Here is a 21,352-nt window from a genome sequence, read left to right on the forward strand (position 1 = left end):
CCCCAACGCGGCGGGACTCGTCGGACGACGCTCCGGCGGTGGAATGGACAATGGCGCGGTGGCCGACTTCTTCGTACTGCGGCCGGCTCGTCGCTTTCTCGCCGAGGCCCTGGAGATCGGCGGTCACCTGGTGGAACGGCCGGACTGACAGGTTTGCCTACCCCACCGCCGGCGGGGCGAGGAACGCGTCGCGATGATCCCGCGCCCAGGTGCGGAACGAGCGCGCCGGGCGGCCGAGGATGCGGTGCACGTCGTCGGTCACGAAGGCGTTGCCGCCGGCGCGGACCAGTTCGGCGCCGTGGACGGCCACGTCGACCAAAGTCCGGTCCAGCCCGTCGGCGAGCATCCGTTCCCGTGCCACGTCCGGCGGGACGTCGACGGTGGCGATCCGGCGGCCGAGCACCTCGGACAGGTGGCCGACCTGGTCCGGCACGCCGATCAGGTCGGGGCCGGTCAGGGTCGGGGTCGTGCCGTCGTGCCCGTCGCCGAGCAGCGCCGCCACCGCCACCTCGGCCACGTCGCGCGGGTCGACGACGCCCTGCGCGCCGGTCCCGGTCAGGTTCGGCACCGGCCCGCCGGCCCGGATCGTGTCCGCCCAGCGCAGCGCGTTGGAGGCGAACGAGGACGGCCTCAGTGCCGTCCAGGCCAACCCGCTCTCGGCCAGGGCCCGCTCTCCGGGCGCGTGCCACCGCGCCGGATCGGTGCCACGGCCGCCGACGGCCGACAGTTTGACCACTTTGCGCACACCGCCGGCGCGGGCGGCGTCGATCATCGCCAGGTCGTGCTCGGGCACCCGGGCCCCGGGTGCGGTGACCAGGAAGACGCTGTCCACGCCGACGACGGCGTCGCGCAGCGTGTCCGGCGCCCCGAAATCGGCCCGCACCACCGCCCCGGTCGAGGACAGGCGGGCGGGGTCGCGGGTCATCGCGCGCAGCGGCACGCCACGCCCTGCCAGCAGTCGAAGGACTTCACGACCGACAGTGCCGGTGGCTCCGGTGATCAGGATCATGGCGGCAGCCTTTCAGCGCCGCGCATCGGCCTATAGGAAATTCCGGCACGGTCGCGGGCGCATAGCCTGGCGTCGTGGACGCGCCCCGACGACTGCCGGTCCCCGCCGAGCTGCTGCACTGGGTGGACGGCATCGATCTCGAGTCCTACCGCTCGGGCCCGCTGGTCCACCTGCCCGACGCGGCCACCACGCTCGTGTGGCGGACCCTCGCCGATGGCGCCGGCGCCCTGTTCGTCATGGGCCCACGCACTCGCGCCGCCTACTACGACGCCAAGGACGTGCCGGTCTGCGTGCGGTTCCGGTTCGCACCAGGCGCTGCCCGCGTGCTCCTCGGCATGCCGGTCGACGGGTTCGCCGACCGGGTCGTGCCGTTCGACGGACTCCGCGGGACGGCCACCGCCCGACCGGGGGCGGTCCTCGACCGGATGGCGGCGGCCCTGGCGGACCGCGTCCGTGCCGCACGGCTCCGGGACCGCGCGACAGCGGAACTCGTGCGCCGGGCCTCGATCGGACTCGCGCGGAAGGACGGCGATTTCCGGATCGGCGACGTGGCCCGACGCCTGGGCGTCGGCGAACGGCACCTGCGCGACGCGTTCACCACGACCGTGGGCATCCCGCCGAAGCGGTTCGTCCGGCTCGCCCGGCTGCGGGCCGTCCTGTCCGGACTGCGTCGCGAGCCCCGGGCGCTGTTGGCCGGGGAGTCCGGCTATTACGACCAATCGCACATGACCGCCCATTTCCGCGAGGTCATGCGCGTGACCCCGACCGACTTCCTCGCCGGGCGGCTGCCCGTAGTGTCGTGCTGACGCCACCACGAGGGTCCGTCGGAAATCGCGTGGCAGTGGACGTGGACCGAACTTGGGCTGCGAAGCCGATCGGTCGAGGGTGAAGGAGCGCAGGGTGGTCCAGGACGACGAGACGGCGACCACGGTGCCGTGGCGTCCGACCGGTCCGGAGGAGTTGGCGCTCGTCCGGGAGTCCGGGTGGCGTGCGTGGCCGCCGCGGCTTCCCGACCAGCCGATCTGCTACCCCGTGCTGGACGAGGACTACGCGATCAAGATCGCCCGCGACTGGAACGTCCCGCACAGCGGTGTCGGCTACGTGACCCGGTTCCGGGTCGAGTCCGCCTTCCTCGCGCGCTACCCGGTGCGGCGGGCCGGCGGTCGGACGATCCTGGAGCTGTGGGTCCCGGCCGGGGAACCCGACGAGTTCAACGCCCACCTGGTCGGGCCGATCGAGGTCGTGCCCGAGTTCAGGTAGCCAGGAGCGGCAGCCAGGGGTGCTCGCCGTGGGTGCGGGCCAGCGCGTCGGCCAGCCAGGCGCGTTGGTCGGCGGTCAGCACCGGCAGGGCTGCGGCGAAGTCCGCGTCGTCCTTCGGGCGCAGGCCCTTGGCCTTGTAGAACAACTGGATTTCGGGGCTGAGGAACGGGATTCCGCCGCCGTCGACGCCACCGAGTGTCGCGATCGGACGTCGGAGGTCGGGGTCGCGTCGGGAGATCCAGGTCCCGTCCTCGGCTTCGGCCAGCATGAACTGGACGCGCCACGGCTGGTCGGCGTCGGGCCTGCACCAGATGTCGTGCACGTCGACGGGCAGGCGTTCGCCGGGACGCCACGGGCGCAGCACGCCGGGCGGGTCGGCCGCCCACCACTCCCAGCCGGCCAGGACGTCCTGGATCGCCAGGTGGTCGCGCCGCAGGAGGAGCACGTCGAGGTCCACGTGCTCGCGGACGGGACGGCCGACGGCCAGTTCCACGGCGTACCCGCCGGCCACCCACCACGGGAACCCGACCCCGGCGAACAGCCCGGCGACCTCGGTCGGGGTGATCGGGTCCCAGGTTCCCCAGGGCGTGTGCGTCGGCGCCATGTCGTCATCATCGCCGACCTCCGTGCGTGCGCGTCGGTACGGCCGCCAGGAGCACGAACCCCGACGCGATCACTACGGCTGCGGTCGTCACTTCCGCCGTGGTGAGCAGCAGGCCGCCGACCGCGCCGCCGACCGGGAAACCCAAGGCGCACAACGAGGTTCTGGCGCCCATCACCCGCGCGCGCAGGTCGTCGGGCAGGGAACGCTGGAAGCGGGACCGTTCCAGCGCGTAGTACGGCGCCCACAGGAACGCCGTCACGCCCGCCACGACGGCCGCGGCGATCACGCCGTCCACCACGGCGAACAACGCGAACACCGGTGCGGGGCAGGCGATCGCCGCCGACACCCGCCACCGGCGCGGCACCCGCGCGTACAGCGGCGGTCCGAACACGGCACCGCACAACCCGCCGGCTCCGGCGGCGGCCGACACCACCCCGAACGCCACGGGCCCGGCGTGCAGCGCGTCCCGCACGAACACGGGGTGGAACACCTCGACCATGCCGCCGAGGAACAGGAAACCCGCTGCGCACACCGTCGACACCCACGCCACCGGCAGCCGGAACAGGGTCCCGAACCCCGCCGGTCCCGGGGTCCCGGTCTTGACGGGTGCCGATCGCGGCACTCCGGCGCACAGCACGCCGGCCACCGCGAAACTCGCCGCGTCGAGCGCCAGTACCCATTCCGCGCCCACCGCGCCGACCGCCGCACCGGCCAACGGCGGCGCCACGACGTACGCGACCTCCCAGTTCACCGACAGCAGCGAGTTCGCCGATTCCAGTTCCGCATCCGCGACCAGGCGTGGCACCAGCGTGCCCTCGGCGACCTCCGTGACCGCGGACGACGCCGCGCACAGGAGCACCACGACGTGGATGTGCCCGACCTGCAACGCGTCCGCGTAAGCCAAAGCCGGTACGGCAGCCACCAGACACCCGCGCAACACGTTGTCCCACACCAGCAACACGTGCGCCGGCCATCGGTCCAGCAGCCGGCCCGCCACCGGTCCGGTCACGACCCGGGGCAGCCCGGCGCACAGCAGCAGCACACCCAGGTGTGCCGGTCCGACCAGGTCCAGCACCAGCCAGGCCGACGCGACCGTCGTCACCGCGTCCCCGCCGCGCGACACCAGCATCGCGAGCCAGAACCGCCGGAAACCCGGCCTTCCGTACACGGCCCGATAGCCGTGGATGGTGTTCCGCATTCGCCTTACGCTAACGCGATGATTATTCGGGCGTTATATCGAATTCCGGCGGTAGGGTTCCGGCCGTGACCGAGGAGTCCGTCCTGCGCGAAACCCAAGCCGCCTACGACGCCGTCGCGTCCCTCTACGCCGAACTGTTCGGCGACTTCCTGGACGCCAAGCCGCTGGAACGCGGGTTCCTGGCCGCCTTCGCCGAACTCGTGCGCGGTCCCGTCGCCGACGTCGGGTGCGGACCCGGACACCTGACCGCGCACCTGCGCTCGCTCGGCCTGGACGTCTACGGGGTCGACCTGTCCGGCGCGATGATCGGCCTGGCCCGGCAGGCGCACCCGGACCTGCGGTTCGACGAGGGGTCGATGACCGCGTTGGACCTGGCCGACGGGGTGCTCGGCGGCATTCTCGCGTTCTACTCCGTCATCCACACGCCGCCGCCGCACGTGCCGGCGGTGTTCGCCGAGTTCCGGCGGGTACTGGCGCCCGAAGGGCTGGTGCTGCTGGGGTTCTTCGCCGGTGACGATCCGGTGCCGCGGGAGTTCGACCACAAGGTCACGCCCGCCTACCGGTGGTCGCCCGACCGTCTCGCGGAGCTGTCGCGCGACAACGGTCTCGTCGAGGTGGCGCGGTTGGTGCGCGAACCCGACGAGGGGGAGCGCTTCCGGCAGGCGATGCTGCTGCTCCGCAAGACAGTCGATCTTGACGGGTAGAGTCGTGGCACAGGCTCCGGGGGGAGAACATGGACATCGGTGGTTCGACGGCGTTGGTGACCGGCGCCAATCGGGGACTCGGGCGGGTGTTGGCCGCCGAATTGCTCGCCCGCGGCGCGAAGACCGTGTACGCCGCCGCGCGTGAACCGGACACGGTCACCGTGCCCGGCGTGGTGCCCGTCCGCTTGGACGTCACCGACCCCGGGCAGGTCGCCGCCGCGGCCGAGCGGTGCGGCGACGTGACCCTGCTGGTCAACAACGCCGGTGTGCTGACGAACAGCCCCCTGCTCGGCGTCTCCGGCACGGAACCGGCCGCGCGGGAGATGGCCGTCAACTACTTCGGGATGCTGGCCATGTGCCAGGCGTTCGCCGCGCCCCTGGGGCGCAACGGCGGCGGCGCGATCGTCAACATCCTGTCCGTGGCCAGCTTCTACACCAACCCGGCCACCGGGTCCTACAGCGCTTCCAAGGCCGCCGCCTGGGCGTTGACCAACGGCGTCCGGGTCGAGCTGCGCCGCCAGGGCACGCTCGTCGTCGGCGTGCACTGCGGCTACATCGACACCGACATGGCCGCCGGTGTCACCGCGGCGAAGGCCAGTCCCGAGCACATCGCGGCGCTCACGCTCGACGCCGTCCGGGACGGGTACGAGGAGGTCCTCGCCGACGAGAAGGCCCGCGCGATCAAGGCGTCGATCCCGCGTCACCTCGAGGAGCTGTACCCCGAGGTCCAGCGGGCGTGGGACAGCAGGGTCACGCCGGCGTCCGGGTGACCGCGACGAGGTGGGCGCTCAGGCCGAGCAGGGCCGGTTCGCTCTCGACGAGCCGGGCGGAACGCGGGACGACCTCGCGGTCCGCCGGATCGGACCACCGGTCGGCGAGGTGCGACAGCCAGACCGCGAGCCCTTCCACGCCGACCACCTCGACGACCTCCAGACCCGCGGCCACGCACTCCTGCCGCAGTTCTTCGGGACGGTGGAAGTAGGCGGTGGTGAACCACCCCGGGTGGTGCCCGTCGTTGCGGTGCCGGCCGGTGGCCAGGTCGGCGGCCACGATCCGGCGGAACTCCGGGTCGAACAGGAAACCCCTTGCCAGGCCGTCGAACAGCGACGCGAACCGGGAGACCGCCGCGACGAAGATCCACCCGCCGGGTCGCACGGCCCGGCGGACCTCGCGCAACGCGGCCAGCCGGTCCTCGTGTTCCGTGAGGTGGTAGAGCGGGCCGAACACCAGCGCGGCGTCGAAGGAGTCGTCGGGTACGGGCAGGTCACGGGCATCGCCCAGGTCGGCGGTCAGGCCCGGCGTGTCCTCGGCCAGGCGCCGGGCCCGGGCCACGTGCTCCGCGACGACGTCGAACAACGCCACCCGGTGGCCGTCGGCGGCGAGCCAGGCGGCGTGCGCGCCGGTGGCCCCGCCGACGTCGAGCACCCGCAGGCCGCCGGGGGGCAGGTGGCGCCGCACGATCTCCCGCGTGCGTTCGAGTTCCAGTCGGCCGAAGCCCTCGGTGATCCGCGTGCTCTCGTCGATCGACCGGTAGTGCTCGACGATCTCGTCCGCCACGTCGTCCATGAGCCGATGCTATGACCGCACGCCGGGCGGCACAGCCGGTTTTCGAGGCTGAAAGTCCACTGTGGACTATCGGGCGGACGGTCGGTAAACCGGTGTCGGGGGGAACCCGCGCGGGCTAGCATCGGCCGGATGGATCTTTCCCCGATCGCGGTACCCCCCACGCTTTCCCGCCTGGAAGAACTGTTGCCGGCGCCGCCGGCGCGCATCCTCGAAGCCGGTTGCGGTCGTGGTGCGTTGGCCGCCGCGCTGGCGGGCCGGGGCTACGAGGTCGTCGGGGTGGACCGCGACGCCGACATGGTCGCGGCGGCGAAGGAACGCGGTGTCCACGTCCTGCACGCCGACGTCCGCGACGTCACCGGCGAGTACGACGTCGTGCTGTTCACGCGGTCGCTGCACCACGCCGACGACCTGGACGGCATCCTGGCCCACGCCGCGTCGCTGGCACCGGGTGGGCTGGTCGTGCTGGAGGAGTTCGCCTGGGAACGGGTGGACCGCGCCGCCGCGCATTTCCTCCACGACACCCGGGCGCTGCTGGTCGCCGCCGGTCTGCTGCACGCCGACGTGCCGGCGGACGACCCGCTCGACGCCTGGGTCGCCGGGCACGACTTCCTGCTGCGCGGCTCCGTGCTGCTCGACGGCCTGCGCCGCCTGGGCGCCGAACCGACCGTGGTGGACACGGCGGTGCTGTGGCGCCTGGTCGACGGTCGCGGCGGCACCTGGGACGGACCCGCCGACCGGATCGCCGACGTGCTCGCCGGCGTCCGGGCGGCCGAGGAACGCCGGCTCGCCGCCGGTCTGCTGCCCCCGGTGGGCCTGCTCGCGTCCGTGCGCCTGTGACGCCGGCGGGACTGTCGGGGGTCGCGGCTAGCGTGCCGGTCGTGGATGACTGGGTGGAGGACACGCGGACCTCGTACGACACTGTCGCGGTCGGTTACGCCGAGTACGTGCGGGCGTCCCTGGCGAAACAGCCCTACCTGAGGTCGGCGCTGGCGTTGTTCGCCGACCTGGTGCGGGAGGCCGGCGGCGGGCCCGTGGCCGACGTGGGCTGCGGGCCGGGGGAGGTGGCCGCCCATCTGCGCGGGCTGGGGGTCGACGTGTTCGGCGTCGACCTGTCGCCCGGCATGGTCGACCTGGCCCGGCGGTCGCACCCCGACCTGCGCTTCGAGGTGGGCTCGATGACGGAGCTGGACCTGCCCGACGGTTCGCTCGGCGGACTGCTGGCCTGGTGGTCGGTGATCCACGTGCCCGACGAGGAGGTCCCGACGGTGTTCGCGCACTTCCACCGGGTGTTGCGACCCGGCACGCCGGTGCAGATCGGGTTCCACGTCGGCGACGTGTCACGGCTCAAGACCGAGGGCTACGGCGGTCACCCGATGCGGGTCCACGTGCATCGCCGGCGGCCCGAACGGGTGGCCGGGTGGCTGCGCGACGCCGGGTTCGAGGTCGAGGCGCACCTGGTGGTCGACCCCGACAAGGAGGTGCCGGGGGCGGTGCTGTGCGCACGCCGACCGGCCTGAGCCCTTACAGCGCGATCAGGCCCGCCTTCGTCGGGCGGAAGCCGCAGCCGGCGAAGCCTTCGGCGTGCGGGGCGTCGAGGGCGGCGTTGTCGAAGTGGCCGCGCCACTCGTAGGTGATCGTGGCACCACGGTGGCTACGGAAGGCACTTCCGAGGGTTCGGGTGGCGGGTGGTTGGCTGTCAGCGCATCCTTCTTGACCGGTGCGGCACGGTCCCGCCCGGGGCGTTCCGCCGGTGCCCGGTCGAGTCGAGACTGCCCTGGTCCGGGAGTGCGCCCGAGCGGGTCGCGCTCCGCCGATCCGTTCTCGGCGTCCACGGCCGGCCGGTGCCGCCGCGCGCGGTGACGCCCGTGACCACAGGGAGTGACCCGCGCCTTGGCCGCCGATCTCATCCTCACCAACGCGACCGTCCACACGGTCGACCCCGCACGCCCCCGGGCCACCACGCTGGCCGTCGAGGGCGGCCGGGTGCTGGCGCTCGACGACGTCGAGGCCGGCCCCGACACCGAGGTCCGCGACCTCGGCGGCGCGTTCGTCATGCCCGGCCTGGTCGACGTGCACAACCACCACGCGCTCGCCGGCCGGGCCGCGCTGTTCGAGCTGACCTTCGGCGGCGACCACGGGTTCGAGGCCATCCTGGACGCCGTGCGCGCCTGGTCGCGCGACCTGGGCCCGGACGAGTGGGTGGTCGGCGGCGCCTGGGCGTCCACGCTGGTGGAGACCCTGTCGAAGGAGTCGGCCCGGCGTGCGCTCGACGAGGCCGCCGGCGGCCGTCCGGTCATGCTGTCCGACGACAGCCGGCACAACCGGTGGGTCAGCAGCCGCGCGCTGGAGCTGGCCGGGGTCACCGCGGCCACACCCGACCCGGCGGGCGGCGTGATCGTCCGCGACCCGGCGACCGGCGAGCCGACCGGTGTGCTGCTGGAGGCCGCGGGCATCCAGGTCGAGCGGGCCCTGCAGGAGAAGCGGAAGCTGACCGTCGACCAGCACGCGGCGGCCTCGCGCCACGCCATCGCCACACTGCACTCGTACGGCATCACCGCGTTCCAGGACGCGGGCGTGTCCGTGGACATCCTGGGCGCGCTCAAGAGCCTGGACGAGGCGGGCGAGCTGGCCGCGTGGGTCGTCACGTCGCTGCTGATCAACGACCCGATCTTCGGGTTCGACCCGATCGGGTCGGCGCTGATCGAGGCCGGCGCGCGCTACCGCACCGAGCACCACCGGCCCGACTTCGTGAAGATCTTCCTCGACGGCGTGCCGCCCACCCACACGGCCGCGTTCCTGGAGCCCTACCTGCCCGACGAGGCGCACGGCGCGTGCTTCCACGGTGCGCCGACCATGGCACCGGACGAGCTGGAGGGCTGGCTGCGCGCCGCCGCGGCGGCCGGCCTGTCGGCGAAGATCCACTGCACCGGCGACGCGGCCGTGCGGGCCACGCTCGACGCCGTCGGCAAGCTGCGCGCCGGCGGCGACACGACCACCAAGGTCCAGATCGCGCACGGCCAGTTCGTGCACCCCGACGACCTGGCCCGGTTCGGCGCGCTGGGCGTGGCCGCGGACATCTCGCCGTTCCTGTGGGTGCCGGGCGTGATCCCGTCGGCCATCGCGAACGTGCTGCCCGCCGAACGCGCCGCGCGCATGCAGCCCAACCGCGCCCTGCTCGACTCCGGTGCCCTCGTCGCGGGCGGCTCGGACTGGCCGGTCAGCGAGTCGCCCAACGCGTTCGAGGGCATCCAGGGCCTGGTCACCCGCCAGGACCCGACCGGGGCGCACCCCGGCGCGCTGTGGCCCGAGCAGGCCATCACGCTCGCCGAGGCCGTGGAGGCGTTCACGCTGTCGGGCGCCCGCGCCATGGGCGTGGACGACGTGACCGGCTCGCTCACCCCGGGCAAGTCCGCCGATTTCGTCATCCTCGACCGCGACCCGTTCGACAGCCCGGTGGAGGCGCTGTACACGACCGAGGTCGTCGAGACGTGGTTCGCCGGCCGCCGGGTCTTCCAGCGCTGACAGTCCACTGTGGACAGCCCGCTCGCCGGTCCGGCGGGCGGGCTTTTCCGTTGCCGGGGAAGACGTCCGCAGTTCTGCGTTGTCGACGGGTAGGGGGTCGGCTTGGCTTGATCACGAGTCGAGGGGGGAACCGTGACGGCTGACTGGCTCGCGCGGCGGGCGGAGATCGTGGCCGAGGGCAACGACCTGCTCTACCGCGCCGAGGAGATGGACCTGGCGAGCGACCTGAGCGACGACGTGTGGCTCGTCCGCCGATTACCCGACCCGGACGACGCGGTGCGGTGGGCGCTGCTGCGTGACGAATACCGGGACCTGCTGCCGGACGTGACCGTGGCCCGCTGCCCCGACACCGGGGCCGTGGTGCGGTGGGCGATCGACACCGGGGGCCTGGACGGGTGGTTCTGGGACTCGAACTACCCGGTCCGACGGGCGCCGGAGCTGCCGCCGACCTGGTTGGCGATGACCGGGGCGGTGGCGTTGCGCGGTGAGGTCGCGTGGGTGCCGTTCCGGTGTCGGCCCGGTCCGCGGGTGCCTTACGTCGTGCCCAGGCTGCTGCGGGAGGACGGGGTGCGGGCGGTGATCGCGCAGGTGCCGATCGGGACGCACGTCGGCTGGGCGGTCAGCTACTTCGGCCCGTTGCCGTCCACTGTGGACGGAATCGGGATCTGGGGGCGCATGACCATGTCGCCGCCGCTGGGCGGTGGCGGGCACGAGTACTTCTTCTTCGACGTCGAGGACAACGACTACGACCTCGGACCGTGGCTGGAGTCCGGGAAACTCCTGTGGATCGCACCGGACGACGACACCGCCACGCTGCGCGAAGGCGTGGCCGGCTGTCCTTACCGGGGGCTGGAAGGATCGCACCTCGCGACGCTCATCGACGGGTACGACGTCTGGGACGACTCGGAGGACGACCCGTACGTCGAATCGCGCGATGTCGTCCACGTCGAGTTCGACCCCGGTGCCCTCACCCCGGAGGTCCTGGCCCGGCTGTGCGAGGCGCTCGACCTGGAGCCGCTCGTCGACCGGCCGCGCGAGGAGAACGCGGTGCGGGGCGTGACGACCGGCTTCGAGTTGCCGCCCGACACCCGGCTGCGGTTGTTCCGGGGGACCGGGGAGTGGCGGTTGGAGGCCGACTGCAAGGGGGAGTTCCCCGCGCACGAGGTCGTGGACGCGGTGCGTGAGCGACTGTTGGGCGTGCTCACGGCCTTCGGGTTCGGCGTGGTCAGGTCGCGGGTGTACGGTCCCGACCGGATGCCGCGCTGAGGTCGGGCAGCGGTTCGGGAGTCCACTGTGGAGGGTGGTCGGATCCGGCGCGTGGCGCGACGATGCCGCCCACGATGGCGCACGTCGTGTCCACGTCGCCGCCGGCCGAAGCGGTCGCCCACAGCGCCGCGATCAGGTCGTCCGGGTGGCGCGCGGCGCACCACACCGCGTAGGGCACCGTGTCGACGGCGGACAGGCGTCGTCCACGGCCCAGTTCGTTCGCGGCCGTGCGCGGGTCGAGTGTGAAGGACAAGCGCTCGGCCCGCCGCAGCCCGGCCGCGACCTCGCCCTCGGGCGTGCGGTCGAGCACGGCGGGGAGGAGATCGCGGCCTCGGGCGTTCGCCGCCGCCGCCACGGCCACGGCGATCGCACCGGCCGCCGCCTCGGGGTGGGCGTGCGTCACCACAGCCTGGGCGTGGGCCTGGTCCACCACGGCGTCGAGGTCGTCGGCGAACCACACGCCCAGCGGCGCGACCCGCATGGCCGCGCCGTTGCCCCAGGAGCCTTGGCCGTCGAACACCGTGACGGTGACCTCGCGCCAGTCGGCGCCGTCGTGGAGTGCGCGCAACACCCGGCGCATCCCGCTGCCGTACTTGCGGTGCGGGTCGTGGTGGAAGGTCGTCGCAAACGCTTGCGCCGGCGTGTCCCGGTCGATCCGGCCGAACTCGCGCAGGACGTGCACGACCGACAGCGCCATGGCCGTGTCGTCCGTCCACGGCCACACGCCGGCGACCAGGCGGCGGTCGGCGATGGCCTGGACGCGTTCCTTGACGGGGTAGGCGAACCACCGCTCGCCGAACGCGTCCCCCAGGGCCAGGCCGCGCAACGAGACTTCCGCGCCGGGTCTCACGCGCGGAAGAGGTTCTCGTGCCGCAGGACGAGATCACGGGAGGCGACGGCCCACTCGACGGCCCGGCGGGCGTGGTCGCGGCGGGCCTGCCCGAACGCGGGGTTGTCGAGGGTGGCCTGTTCGAGGTCGGCGAGCCGGGTCTGCTGCCGGACCATCGCCGCGACCAGGTCGTCCGGGTCTACCTCGCCGTAGCCCGCGCGCAGTTCGCGCAGGTGGGCGGCCTGGTCGGCGACGGGCACCGTGCCCGACGCCAGGACGCACCACGTCCACGCCAGATAACCCAGGTCGTCGATCCGGTCGCCCGGCCGGCAGCCGTCCCAGTCGACGAACGCCACCGGGAGTCCGTCGTGGACGATGGTGTTGTACGGTCCCGCGTCGCCGTGGACCACGCACTCCCGGTCCCCGGCCAACGGGTGCCCGGTGGTGACGTCGTGCAGGCGGCGCAACATCGTCCCGGCCAGCGCGTACGCGCCCTCGGCCCGCTGGGACGGGTGGTCGGTGGTGTGGCCGGGGACGAAGGTCAGGACGTCCCGGCCCCGCTCGTCGGTGCCCAGGTGGCGTGGCGCGTACGGATAGCCGACGGCTTCCAGGTGTTCGAGCACCCGCACCGCGAACTCCGGGCCCGGCGACCGCCGCACGGTGTCGCCGACGCGCACGACGACCTCGGTGATGTTGCCGCCGGTCAACCGTTCCTCGATCACACCGCCGATGATCCGTTCGGTGCACGCGCGCTGTCAACGCGGGCCGGGGGAGAACCCCCGGCCCGCGTCGGGATCACGCCTTGCCGTTCTCCACGGCCGCGACGATGCTCGGCCGCAGCTCCTGCGGCCGGATGATCGCGTCGACCGAGCCCACGCGCTGGGCCCGCTGGATCGAGTGCACGCCGTCGAACTCGGTCGCCACCTCACCCAGCTTCTCGGCCCGCACCGACGTGCGCACGTCGGCCAGCCGGGCGACCAGCGCCGCCCGCTCGGTGCCGGCCGCCGCCGCGACCCGCTCCTCCAACTCCGTCACGCGCGGGTCGGCCGCCGTGCGGGCGTTCACGTCACCGGCGAACACCACGGCCGCCGCCGGGGCACCGCCCAGCACCGACGCGTACGAGCCGTCCACCGCGAGCACCGTCATGTTCGGGTTGAGCGCCTTGGAGAACACGACGAACGCGCCGCCGTGGTAGCGCGAGATCACGCAGAACACGATCGGGCCCTCGAAGTTCACGATCGCCCGGCCGATCTCCGCGCCGTACTCCAGCTGGAGCTTGCGCATCGACTCCGGCGAGCCGTCGAACCCGGACAGGTTGGCCAGCACCACGACCGGCCGGTTGCCGCTGGCCGCGTTGATCGCCCGCGCCACCTTCTTCGACGAGCGGGGGAACAGCGTGCCCGCCGTGTAGGTGTCCGGGCCGTCGGTGGGCGGGAAACCGCGCCGCTGCACCGACCGCGACTCGATGCCCAGCAGGCACACCGGCCGCCCGCCCAGGTGCACGTCCTGCACCACGGCGGTCTCCGCGTCGGCCATGCCCGCCCAGCGCTCCAGCACCGGGTGGTCCTGGTCGGCCACCGCGCGCATCACCGCGCGGATGTCGAACGGCTTCTTGCGGTCCGGGTTGGTCTCGCGGGAGAAGATCTGGCCGACCGTGGTGAAGTCGCTGTCCGGCGCGGAGTGCGGGAAGTCCGACACGTCCCGGTCCACCGGGTCGGTGGTGCCCGCGAGCCGCGGCCCCTCCTCGCCCGGCAGCACGTAGCTGTGCTCGTAGTGCGCCAGCAGCACGCCGTGCGCCCCGCGCAGGTCCGGAGCCCAGTACTGCGCCTGGCCGTTGGGGCCCATCACGCGGTCGTGGCCGCCGATGCCGAAGTTGTCCTCGGCCGACACGCCGCCGGAGAAGTCCAGCGACTGCTTGCCGGTCAGCACCATGGCCGAGTCCGGCGTCATCACCAGGATGCCCTTGGTGTGCATGAGCATCGTGGCTTCGGCGTTCCAGTACGGCTGGGCGCCGACGTTGATGCCCGCCACCACGATGTTGATCTCACCGCCGTCCTGCGTGAAGTGCACGATCCGCTTGAGCGCGGCGGCGATCCAGTCCATGTTCTCGGTACCGGAGTCCATCGCGATCCGCGCGCCCGCCGACAGCGCGTACCACTCGACCGGCACGCGCAGGCGTTCGGCCAGGTCCAGCGCGGCGATCACGCGGGCGCACTCGGGCTCGGACAGTGCGCCCAACGCCTTGGTCGGGTCGCCCAGCAGCACGACGCGGGTCATGCCCTCCGGGTACCGGGTCGTGGGCGTGGTCGCCACACCCACCACGATCCCCGCCTTGTTCAGGCCCTTCGCCCGCTCGGCCGGCGCCAACACCGCCGAGTCGGTCAGGTCGTACTCGGTGAACGACCCGCCCGGACCGGCGATCATGTCGGTCAGCTCGTACGGGTACACCGTGCCGCGCCGCCGGGCCCGCAGCACCTTCTGGCCGTAGTCGTCCAGCGGCTGGACCGGCTCGGCCGGCGGCTCGGTGACCTCGATCCGCACCCCGGTCGTCGCGTCGAACGTCAGCCGCACCGCGATCGGCGTCACGCGGCCGTCCTCCTTGCGGCGGCCCAGGAACAGCACCTCCTCGATGCCCGCGCCGGCCGTGGTCGGCAGCACGCGCTGCGCCACGCTCGCCAGGTCGTCGGCCGCGAGGTCGCTGGCCGGCCACACGTAGAGCACGACCCGGTTGGTGTCCAACCGCTTCGTCGCCGGGCGCTGCGCCTGCACCTTGCGGATCGCGTCGAGGCACGCGGCCAGCGCGCCCTCCACGGCCGGCAGCGCCAGGATGCGGCCCTCGGAGTCGCTCAACGGCGTCAGGTCGCGCACCTGCGCCATGGCCACGAGCCGCTCGTCGGCCGGGTTCTTCGGCGCCACGCAGCGCAGCAGGTGCACGTCCTCGTCGACCGACGGCAGCCGGGTGAGGTCGAAGTGCCGCAGCCGCCACAGCTGGAGCCGCTGGCCCACCAGCGGGTGCAGGCCCCGGATCAGGCGTTCCTCGGTCAGCCCGGTCGACGACGGCCGGAACGTGAAGTGGTGGTGTCCCACGCCGCCGTCGCCCTCGGCGACCGTCACGGTCAACCGGCGCAGCCGGCCGGGCAGCGCGGTCGCCGACAACGTCTCGCGCAGCTCGGCGGCCAGCACGTCCACGTCCGCCGGCCGGTCGACCCACGTGAGGTAGACGTCCACGACCAGCGCGGTCGACTCCTCGGCCGCGCCGGCCAGACCGGCGATCCCGGCCAGCGCGGCGGGCAGGTCGGCGATGTCGGCGATCGTGGCCAGCAGCCGCTGCGGCCGGCCGTCCAGCTCGTACGCGCCGGTCACGAACGGCCGCCCGGCCACCGGCTCGCAGCGCACGTCCGTCAGGCCGTACTCGCGGTAGTAGCGGCGGCAGAGCACCTCCAGCAGCGGCCCGCCGTCCAGGCCCGGCCGGTCGATGCGCCGGCCCAGCAGGCGCACCAGCGGCTCGGGGCTGGAGACCATGTCGGCGATCCGCTCGTCGCGGTCGGCCGCGTCCGGGTGCCGGTCGAGGTGGCGCAGGTGGCGGCGCACCCGCGTGTAGACCTCGGCCCGCTTGCGCCGCAGCAGCGGCTGGGCGAACCAGCGGAACACCACGCTGCGGGCCAGGTCGCCCAGCACCGGGAAGCGCAGCTGCGTGGCCACGACCAGCCGTTCCAACGCCTGGCCGACGACCTGCCGCAGCTCGCCGCCGGGCGGCGCCTCGGTCAGCCACCGGCGCAGCAGGCCGATCACCACGGCCGCGTCCGACGACGCGCGCCGCTGCGCCAGGAAGATCCGGAACACGGCCTCTTCCAGCGCGGGCGTGCGGTCCAGGCCGTCCACGCCGTAGTGGGCGAGCACGCGGGTCAACCGGCCCTGGAACGCCTCCGACAGCCCGGCGCGCTCGGCGTCCAGGCTCTGCAGGTAGGTGTGGAAGTGCTCGCGCGGGCTGGACGCCCACGTGTCCTCGGCGCCGTCGGGCTTGTTGCGGGTCAGCTCGGCCAGGTCGGCGAACACGTCCAGCAGCCCGACCTCGGCGGCCAGCGGCCGGTGCGGCAGCTCGGCCCGTGCCTCCTGGTACGCCTTCGCCGTGCGGGCGGCGTCGACCGGGTCGACGTCGAAGCCCAGCAGCGCGGCCCGCAGGTCGGCCAGGCCGCGCGCGACCCGGTCCGCGGCGGACAGGGTGCCCGCCACGGGCAGGTCCAGGTCGACGGCTTCGGCCGCGGCGGCCGTGTCGTCCTCGGCGTCGTCGAGCGGCTCCAGGCGCAGCAGCGGCGCGCCCGCGCCGACCTGGCTGCCCACCGACACCACGCACTCGCGCACCAGCGAGCGCGCCGGCGCGCGGAGCACCGTCTCCATCTTCATGCTCTCCAGCACGAGCACGGGCGCACCGGCCTCGACCTCGTCGCCCGCGGCGACCGGCGTGGCGACCACCAGCGCGGGCGCCGGCGAGCGGACCACGCCGCCCTCGTCCCGGCTGACCCGGTGCGTGACCCCGTCGACCTCGACCAGGTGCACGGTGCCGTGCGTGCCCGTGACCAGGCGGAACCGCGTGCCGTCGACCACGATCCGGCCGGTGTGCTCGTCGAACCGCTCCAGTGCGGCCTCGACCGTGCGCACGTCGTCGCCGTCGACGAACCCGACGCGGTAGCGGCCCGGACCGGTCTCGGCGACCGTGAGCCGGTAGGGTGCGCCGCGCAGCGACAGGTCGATCGCGCGGCCGACCTCGTGCTGCACCTGCGGACGCCCACCGTTGGCGGTGGTCAGCAGGCGGCGCAGCTCGACCCGCTTCCCGTCCTCGTACGCCTCGATCGCGGCGGCGGCCAGCGCGACGCCGGAGTGCCGCTGGGACGCCAGGCGGCCCTCGCCGCGCACGCGGTCGATCCAGCCGGTGTCGGCGCTGCCGTCGATCACCTCGGGCTGGTCGAGCAGGTCGAGCACGAAGCTCTTGTTGGTGGCGCCGCCCTCGATGAGCACGGTCGTCTCGCGCATCGCCCGGCGCAGGCGGCCCAGCGCCTCGTCGCGGGTGCGGCCATAGGCGATGATCTTGGCGATCATCGAGTCGAAGTGGGACGGGATCTCGTCGCCCTCGCTCACGCCGGTGTCCACCCGGATGCCGGGACCGGCGGGCAGGTCGAGCAGCGCGATCCGGCCGGGCGCCGGCGCGAAGTCGCGGTCGGGGTCCTCGGCGTTGAGCCGGGCCTCCACGGCGTGGCCGGACTCGGCCGGCTTCGGGCCGGTCAGCCGGCCGCCCGCCGCCACGTGCAGCTGGGCCTTGACCAGGTCCGTGTCCGTGGTGATCTCGGTGATCGGGTGCTCGACCTGCAGGCGCGTGTTGACCTCCAGGAACGCGAACAGCTTGTCGCCGGGGTGGTAGAGGAACTCGACCGTGCCCGCGCCCCGGTAGCCCACGGCGAGCGTGAGGCGTTCGGCCGCGGCTTTCAGCTCGTCGGCCTGCTCGGCGGACAGCACCGGCGAGGCCGACTCCTCGATGATCTTCTGGTTGCGCCGCTGCACGGAGCAGTCGCGCACGCCCAACGCCCACGCCGTGCCCTGGCCGTCGGCGATGACCTGCACCTCGACGTGCCGCGCGCCGGTGACCAGGCGTTCCAGGAACACCACGCCGCTGCCGAACGCGCGCTCGGCCTCCAGGCTGGTGCGCTCGTAGGCGTCGGTCAGCTCGTCGGGACCGGTCACCAGGCGGATGCCGCGCCCGCCGCCGCCGGCCGTGGCCTTGAGCATCAGCGGGTAGCCGATCCGCTGCGCGGCTTCCAGCGCCGCGTCCAGGGTCTCGACCGGGCCCCGGCTCCACGGCGCGACCGGGACGCCGACCTCCTCGGCGATCAGCTTGGCGCCGATCTTGTCGCCGAGCTTGCGCATCGCCTCGGCGTCCGGACCGATGAACGTGATCCCCAGCCGGGCGCACAGCTCGGCGAACGCCGGGTCCTCGGCCACGAACCCCCAGCCGACCCAGGCGGCGTCGGCGCCGGTCTCGACCAGGGCGCGCTCCAGCACGGCCAGGTCGAGGTAGGGCCGGTTCTCGGCCGGTCCGAGGCAGTAGGCGACGTCCGCCTCCCGCACGAACGTGGCCGTGGAATCGGCGTCGGTGTAGAGGGCCACGGTCTCGATCCGCGGCCCGCCCTCCCCGTTCAGCTCACCGACTGCGTGGATGAGCCGCATCGCGGCCTCTCCCCGGTTGACGATCGCGACACGACTGAACACCGGAACGAGCCTCACAAAGTCGACGACGGATGACCGCGACCCTCCCCGGCCGCATCCCCACAGCATCCTGGTTACCGTTCGGTAGGTTGATCGCGGCCACCTGACGTGCCGGGGCGTGATTTTTGTGGAAACCCTCCAAACGCGGAGCGTGATCGGCACTCTGGGTGAGAGCACGGCTACGGGGCTTGGTGCAACGGTCATGTGTTCGTAAGCGATCGTTGGTGGTGGTGACGTGGGGAGGCTGCGTGGCGGTCCGGGTGTTCCTCTCGTATGCGCACGAGTCGGACGAGCACGCCTCGATCGTGCGGGAGCTGTGGCTTCTGCTGCGTTCGTGCGGGGTCGACGCGGTGTGGGACGGGGTGGCGGCCCAGAGTCGGCGGGACTGGGCGTTGTGGATGGGGGACCAGGTCCGGGCGGCGGATTTCGTGCTGGTGATCGCGTCGGCGGCGTATCGCGAGCGGGCCGAGGGGCGCGTGGTCGAGGGTCGGGGCGTGCAGTGGGAGGCCCGGCTGATCCGGGACGCCTTCTACGCCGACCAGGTGCGGGGCATCGAGCGCTTCGTGCCGGTGGTGGTGCCGGGCCAGACGGTGGCCGGCGTGCCGGACTTCCTGGCGCCCGCGTCGTCGACCGTGTACGAAGTCCCGTCGCTGACGCTGCCCGGAGTGGAATCTTTGTTGAGGTTCCTGCTCGACCAGCCCGCCGAGATCGAGCCCCCGCTCGGTCCTGTTCCGGAGTTCGGCCGGCCGTCGGTCGAACGCCTGCCCGCCGGGTCGGAGGTGTTCGTCGGCCGGGTCGACGAGCTGGCACGGCTGGAGGCGGCCGTGGCGTCGTCGGGACGGGCCGTGGTCGTCGCGGTGCACGGCCTCGGGGGCGTCGGCAAGAGCACCCTGGCGGCCCGGTTCGCCCGGCTGCACGCCGACCGGTTCTCCCCGACGTGGTGGATCACGGCCGATTCGCCGACGGCGCTGGACGCGGGGTTGGCCGACCTGGCGGCCGAGGTCGTGCCGGGCGAGTTGCCGTCGGAGCAGCGTGCCGACGCGGCCGTGCGGTGGCTGACCGGGCATGACGGGTGGTTGCTGGTCCTGGACAACCTCACCGCGCCGGCCGACGCGGCCCGGCTGCTGGCGCGGGTGCGTACCGGCACGATCGTGATCACGTCCCGGCGGGGGAGTGGGTGGCGTGGCTTGGCCGAGTCGGTCGCTCTGGCCGTGTTGTCCCCGGCGGAAGCCCTCGACCTGCTCGAACGGTGCGTACGTGTCGAGTGGCCGGACGCCGACCTGACCGGCGGCGCGGAGTTGTGCGCGGAGTTGGGCTTCCTGCCGCTGGCCGTCGAGCAGGCCGGTGCCTACCTGGCCCAGGCCCGGATCACGCCGACCGCGTATCTCGACCTGCTGGCCCGGTTCCCGGCCCGGATGTTCACCGCGACCGCCGAGGGCGGTGAGGCGGAACGGACCGTGGCCCGCGTCTGGAAGGTGACCCTGGACCGGCTCGCGGACACGCCGTTGGCCGGCGACCTGCTGCGAATCATGGCCTGGTTCGCCCCGGAAGCCATTCCCCGGCACCTGTTCGACGTGAATCCCGACCACGTCGCGGTGGTGGAGGCGCTCGGCCGACTCGCCGCGCACAGCATGATCACGCTGGACCGCGACACGATCGCCGTGCACCGCCTGGTCCAGGCGGTCAGCCGCACGTCCGACCCCGCCGACCCGCACCGCGACGCCGACGACATCTCCGAAGCGCTTGAGGTCGCAACGGATCTGCTCGCCCATGTCCTTTCCGGACTCGACCACGAGAATCCGGAGGACCGGCCGGTGTACCGGGTGCTGCTGCCGCACGCACGGGCGCTGCTCGACCGCGTCGAGGTCGACGGTCTCGCCGCCTGTCGTGTGCTGGACAGGATCGGCCGGTATCTCGCTGGTGCGGGGGACACCGCCGGTGCCCTGGCCTACCACGCGCGAGCGGTACGAGGCATGTCCGTTCTCGTGGGTGAGGAACATCCTGAGACGTTGGTGGCCCGCTGTGGTCTCGCGGTCGCCCGCATGGCGGCGGGCGACCACGGTGGCGCGATCGAATCCCTGCGCGTCCTCGATGCCGACGCCGCGCGTCTTCTCGGACCGTCCCATCCCGATGTGCTGGTCGTCCGCCACGAACTCGCACTCGCGTACGGGCTGGCCGGCGACCACGACCAGGCGATCGCGTTGTCCCGGGCCGTGCTCGACGACGTGGTGCGGATCTTCGGGGCCGATCACCCCCGGACGCTGGCCTGCCGCAACAACCTCGCCGCGATGTACCAGTACGTCGGCGACCACGATCGGGCGATCTCGGTGCTGGAGACGATCGTCGCCGAGGCCGGGCGGAGTTCCGGCGTCGACGGGCACCTCACCCTGACCGGTCGCGCCAACCTCGCCACCGCGCTTCTGAAGCGCGATCCGCACCGCGCGATCCCGATCCTCGAACAGGTCCTCGAAGAGGTCGACCGCCGGTACGGTTCGGACAACCCCAACACCCTGGTCTGCCGCAACAACCTTGCCGGTGCCTACCTGGAGGTGGACGACCTCGACCGGGCGATTTCCCTGTTCGAGTCCGTCCTGGTCGATCGGCGAAGAGTGCTGGGTGACGGGCACCCGGACACCCGGGAGACCGAAATGATCCTCACGTTGGCACGTCGGGTCAGGGAATCAGGAGGTCCGGCGGGATCTGGAGCGCCACGGTGATCAACGAGTGCGCCCGGGTGGCGATGGCGGCCAACAGGCCCTGGGTCTGCGGTGACGCGCCGTCCACCGCGGCCTGGAGGGTCTGGAGGTCGGTGGTGATCCGGTCGAGGATCGCGGTCACGTCGGCCCGGGTGGTGGTCAGCGCGGCGGAGATCTCCTCCAGCGGCAGGCCCTGCACCTCCAGGCGTCGTACGAGGTGGATGCGGTCCACGTCGCCGGGCAGGTAGAGGCGGTAGTTGCTCGCCGTGCGCTGGGCGGGGCTGATCAGGCCGAGCGTCGTGTAGTAGTCGACGGTGCGGATGCTGACGCCCGCGCGCGCCGCCAGCTCGCCGATCTTGAGCAGTGCCTCGGCCACGTCCCCTCCCGTCCTCGACCGGGTTACACCCTATCCTCTCCAAACCATACAGCGCCACGTGCTA

The 21,352-nt window shown here is 73.0% G+C and carries 17 protein-coding genes; 9 read left to right on the top strand and 8 right to left on the bottom strand.

What is annotated here, in order from left to right:
* Nucleotides 1–157 precede the first annotated feature (157 nt).
* Nucleotides 158–1,009, bottom strand: a complete 852-nt coding sequence (locus F4559_RS07950; RefSeq protein WP_184667139.1) for an NAD(P)H-binding protein — start codon at nt 1,007–1,009, stop codon at nt 158–160.
* Nucleotides 1,010–1,083: 74 nt separating this feature from the next.
* Here F4559_RS07950 and F4559_RS36240 point away from each other — a divergent pair, with 74 nt between their 5' ends.
* Together F4559_RS36240 and F4559_RS07960 are read left to right on the top strand one after the other, a co-directional pair.
* A complete protein-coding gene (locus F4559_RS36240; RefSeq protein ID WP_184667140.1) occupies nt 1,084–1,815 on the top strand; it encodes a helix-turn-helix domain-containing protein in 732 nt (243 codons plus the stop codon).
* 94 nt (nt 1,816–1,909) lie between these two features.
* On the top strand, nt 1,910–2,269 hold the full coding sequence (locus F4559_RS07960; protein WP_184667141.1) for a hypothetical protein: 360 nt from the start codon (nt 1,910–1,912) through the stop codon (nt 2,267–2,269).
* Here the strand turns inward: F4559_RS07960 and F4559_RS07965 are convergent.
* Nucleotides 2,262–2,873: a nucleotidyltransferase domain-containing protein gene (locus tag F4559_RS07965; RefSeq protein ID WP_184667142.1), complete on the bottom strand. Its 612-nt coding sequence runs from the start codon at nt 2,871–2,873 to the stop codon at nt 2,262–2,264. The genes F4559_RS07960 and F4559_RS07965 overlap by 8 nt on opposite strands.
* Before the next feature lie 7 nt (nt 2,874–2,880).
* Nucleotides 2,881–4,071, bottom strand: a complete 1,191-nt coding sequence (locus tag F4559_RS07970) for an MFS transporter (protein ID WP_184667143.1) — start codon at nt 4,069–4,071, stop codon at nt 2,881–2,883.
* 65 nt (nt 4,072–4,136) lie between these two features.
* Here F4559_RS07970 and F4559_RS07975 point away from each other — a divergent pair, with 65 nt between their 5' ends.
* Entirely contained in the window at nt 4,137–4,775 is a 639-nt protein-coding gene (locus F4559_RS07975) for a class I SAM-dependent methyltransferase (RefSeq protein WP_184667144.1), read from the top strand.
* Between the two features lie 29 nt (nt 4,776–4,804).
* A complete protein-coding gene (locus tag F4559_RS07980) occupies nt 4,805–5,545 on the top strand; it encodes an SDR family oxidoreductase (protein ID WP_184667146.1) in 741 nt (246 codons plus the stop codon).
* On the opposite strand, the gene F4559_RS07985 is transcribed toward F4559_RS07980, so the two are convergent.
* Nucleotides 5,526–6,341: a class I SAM-dependent methyltransferase gene (locus F4559_RS07985; protein ID WP_184667148.1), complete on the bottom strand. Its 816-nt coding sequence runs from the start codon at nt 6,339–6,341 to the stop codon at nt 5,526–5,528. The two genes, F4559_RS07980 and F4559_RS07985, sit on opposite strands and share 20 nt — an antisense overlap.
* A 129-nt stretch (nt 6,342–6,470) precedes the next feature.
* On the opposite strand from F4559_RS07985, the gene F4559_RS07990 reads away from it, so the two are divergent.
* From F4559_RS07990 to F4559_RS08005, 4 genes are all read left to right on the top strand, one after another.
* On the top strand, nt 6,471–7,178 hold the full coding sequence (locus tag F4559_RS07990) for a class I SAM-dependent methyltransferase (RefSeq protein ID WP_184667149.1): 708 nt from the start codon (nt 6,471–6,473) through the stop codon (nt 7,176–7,178).
* Between the two features lie 32 nt (nt 7,179–7,210).
* A complete protein-coding gene (locus F4559_RS07995) occupies nt 7,211–7,858 on the top strand; it encodes a class I SAM-dependent DNA methyltransferase (RefSeq protein WP_184667150.1) in 648 nt (215 codons plus the stop codon).
* Between the two features lie 373 nt (nt 7,859–8,231).
* Nucleotides 8,232–9,863 carry an amidohydrolase gene (locus F4559_RS08000; protein ID WP_184667151.1) on the top strand — a complete coding sequence of 544 codons (1,632 nt, stop codon included), beginning with the start codon at nt 8,232–8,234 and terminating at the stop codon, nt 9,861–9,863.
* A 132-nt stretch (nt 9,864–9,995) separates the two neighbouring features.
* A complete protein-coding gene (locus F4559_RS08005) occupies nt 9,996–11,129 on the top strand; it encodes a hypothetical protein (RefSeq protein WP_184667152.1) in 1,134 nt (377 codons plus the stop codon).
* Here the strand turns inward: F4559_RS08005 and F4559_RS08010 are convergent.
* The 3 genes from F4559_RS08010 to F4559_RS08020 form a co-directional block, all read right to left on the bottom strand.
* Nucleotides 11,089–11,979 carry an ADP-ribosylglycohydrolase family protein gene (locus tag F4559_RS08010; RefSeq protein ID WP_184667153.1) on the bottom strand — a complete coding sequence of 297 codons (891 nt, stop codon included), beginning with the start codon at nt 11,977–11,979 and terminating at the stop codon, nt 11,089–11,091. The genes F4559_RS08005 and F4559_RS08010 overlap by 41 nt on opposite strands.
* Entirely contained in the window at nt 11,976–12,680 is a 705-nt protein-coding gene (locus tag F4559_RS08015; protein ID WP_184667154.1) for a phosphotransferase, read from the bottom strand. The genes F4559_RS08010 and F4559_RS08015 overlap by 4 nt, the downstream gene beginning before the upstream one ends.
* A 73-nt stretch (nt 12,681–12,753) precedes the next feature.
* On the bottom strand, nt 12,754–18,219 hold the full coding sequence (locus tag F4559_RS08020; protein ID WP_184667155.1) for an ATP-binding protein: 5,466 nt from the start codon (nt 18,217–18,219) through the stop codon (nt 12,754–12,756).
* Nucleotides 18,220–18,464: 245 nt separating this feature from the next.
* On the opposite strand from F4559_RS08020, the gene F4559_RS08025 reads away from it, so the two are divergent.
* Complete coding sequence (locus F4559_RS08025; RefSeq protein WP_184667157.1) at nt 18,465–20,933, top strand: tetratricopeptide repeat protein; 2,469 nt, start codon at nt 18,465–18,467, stop codon at nt 20,931–20,933.
* Here the strand turns inward: F4559_RS08025 and F4559_RS08030 are convergent.
* Entirely contained in the window at nt 20,890–21,288 is a 399-nt protein-coding gene (locus tag F4559_RS08030; RefSeq protein ID WP_184667159.1) for a MerR family transcriptional regulator, read from the bottom strand. The genes F4559_RS08025 and F4559_RS08030 overlap by 44 nt on opposite strands.
* Nucleotides 21,289–21,352 lie beyond the last annotated feature (64 nt).

Origin of the sequence: Saccharothrix violaceirubra (assembly GCF_014203755.1) — a bacterium.
GTDB lineage: Bacteria > Actinomycetota > Actinomycetes > Mycobacteriales > Pseudonocardiaceae > Actinosynnema > Actinosynnema violaceirubrum.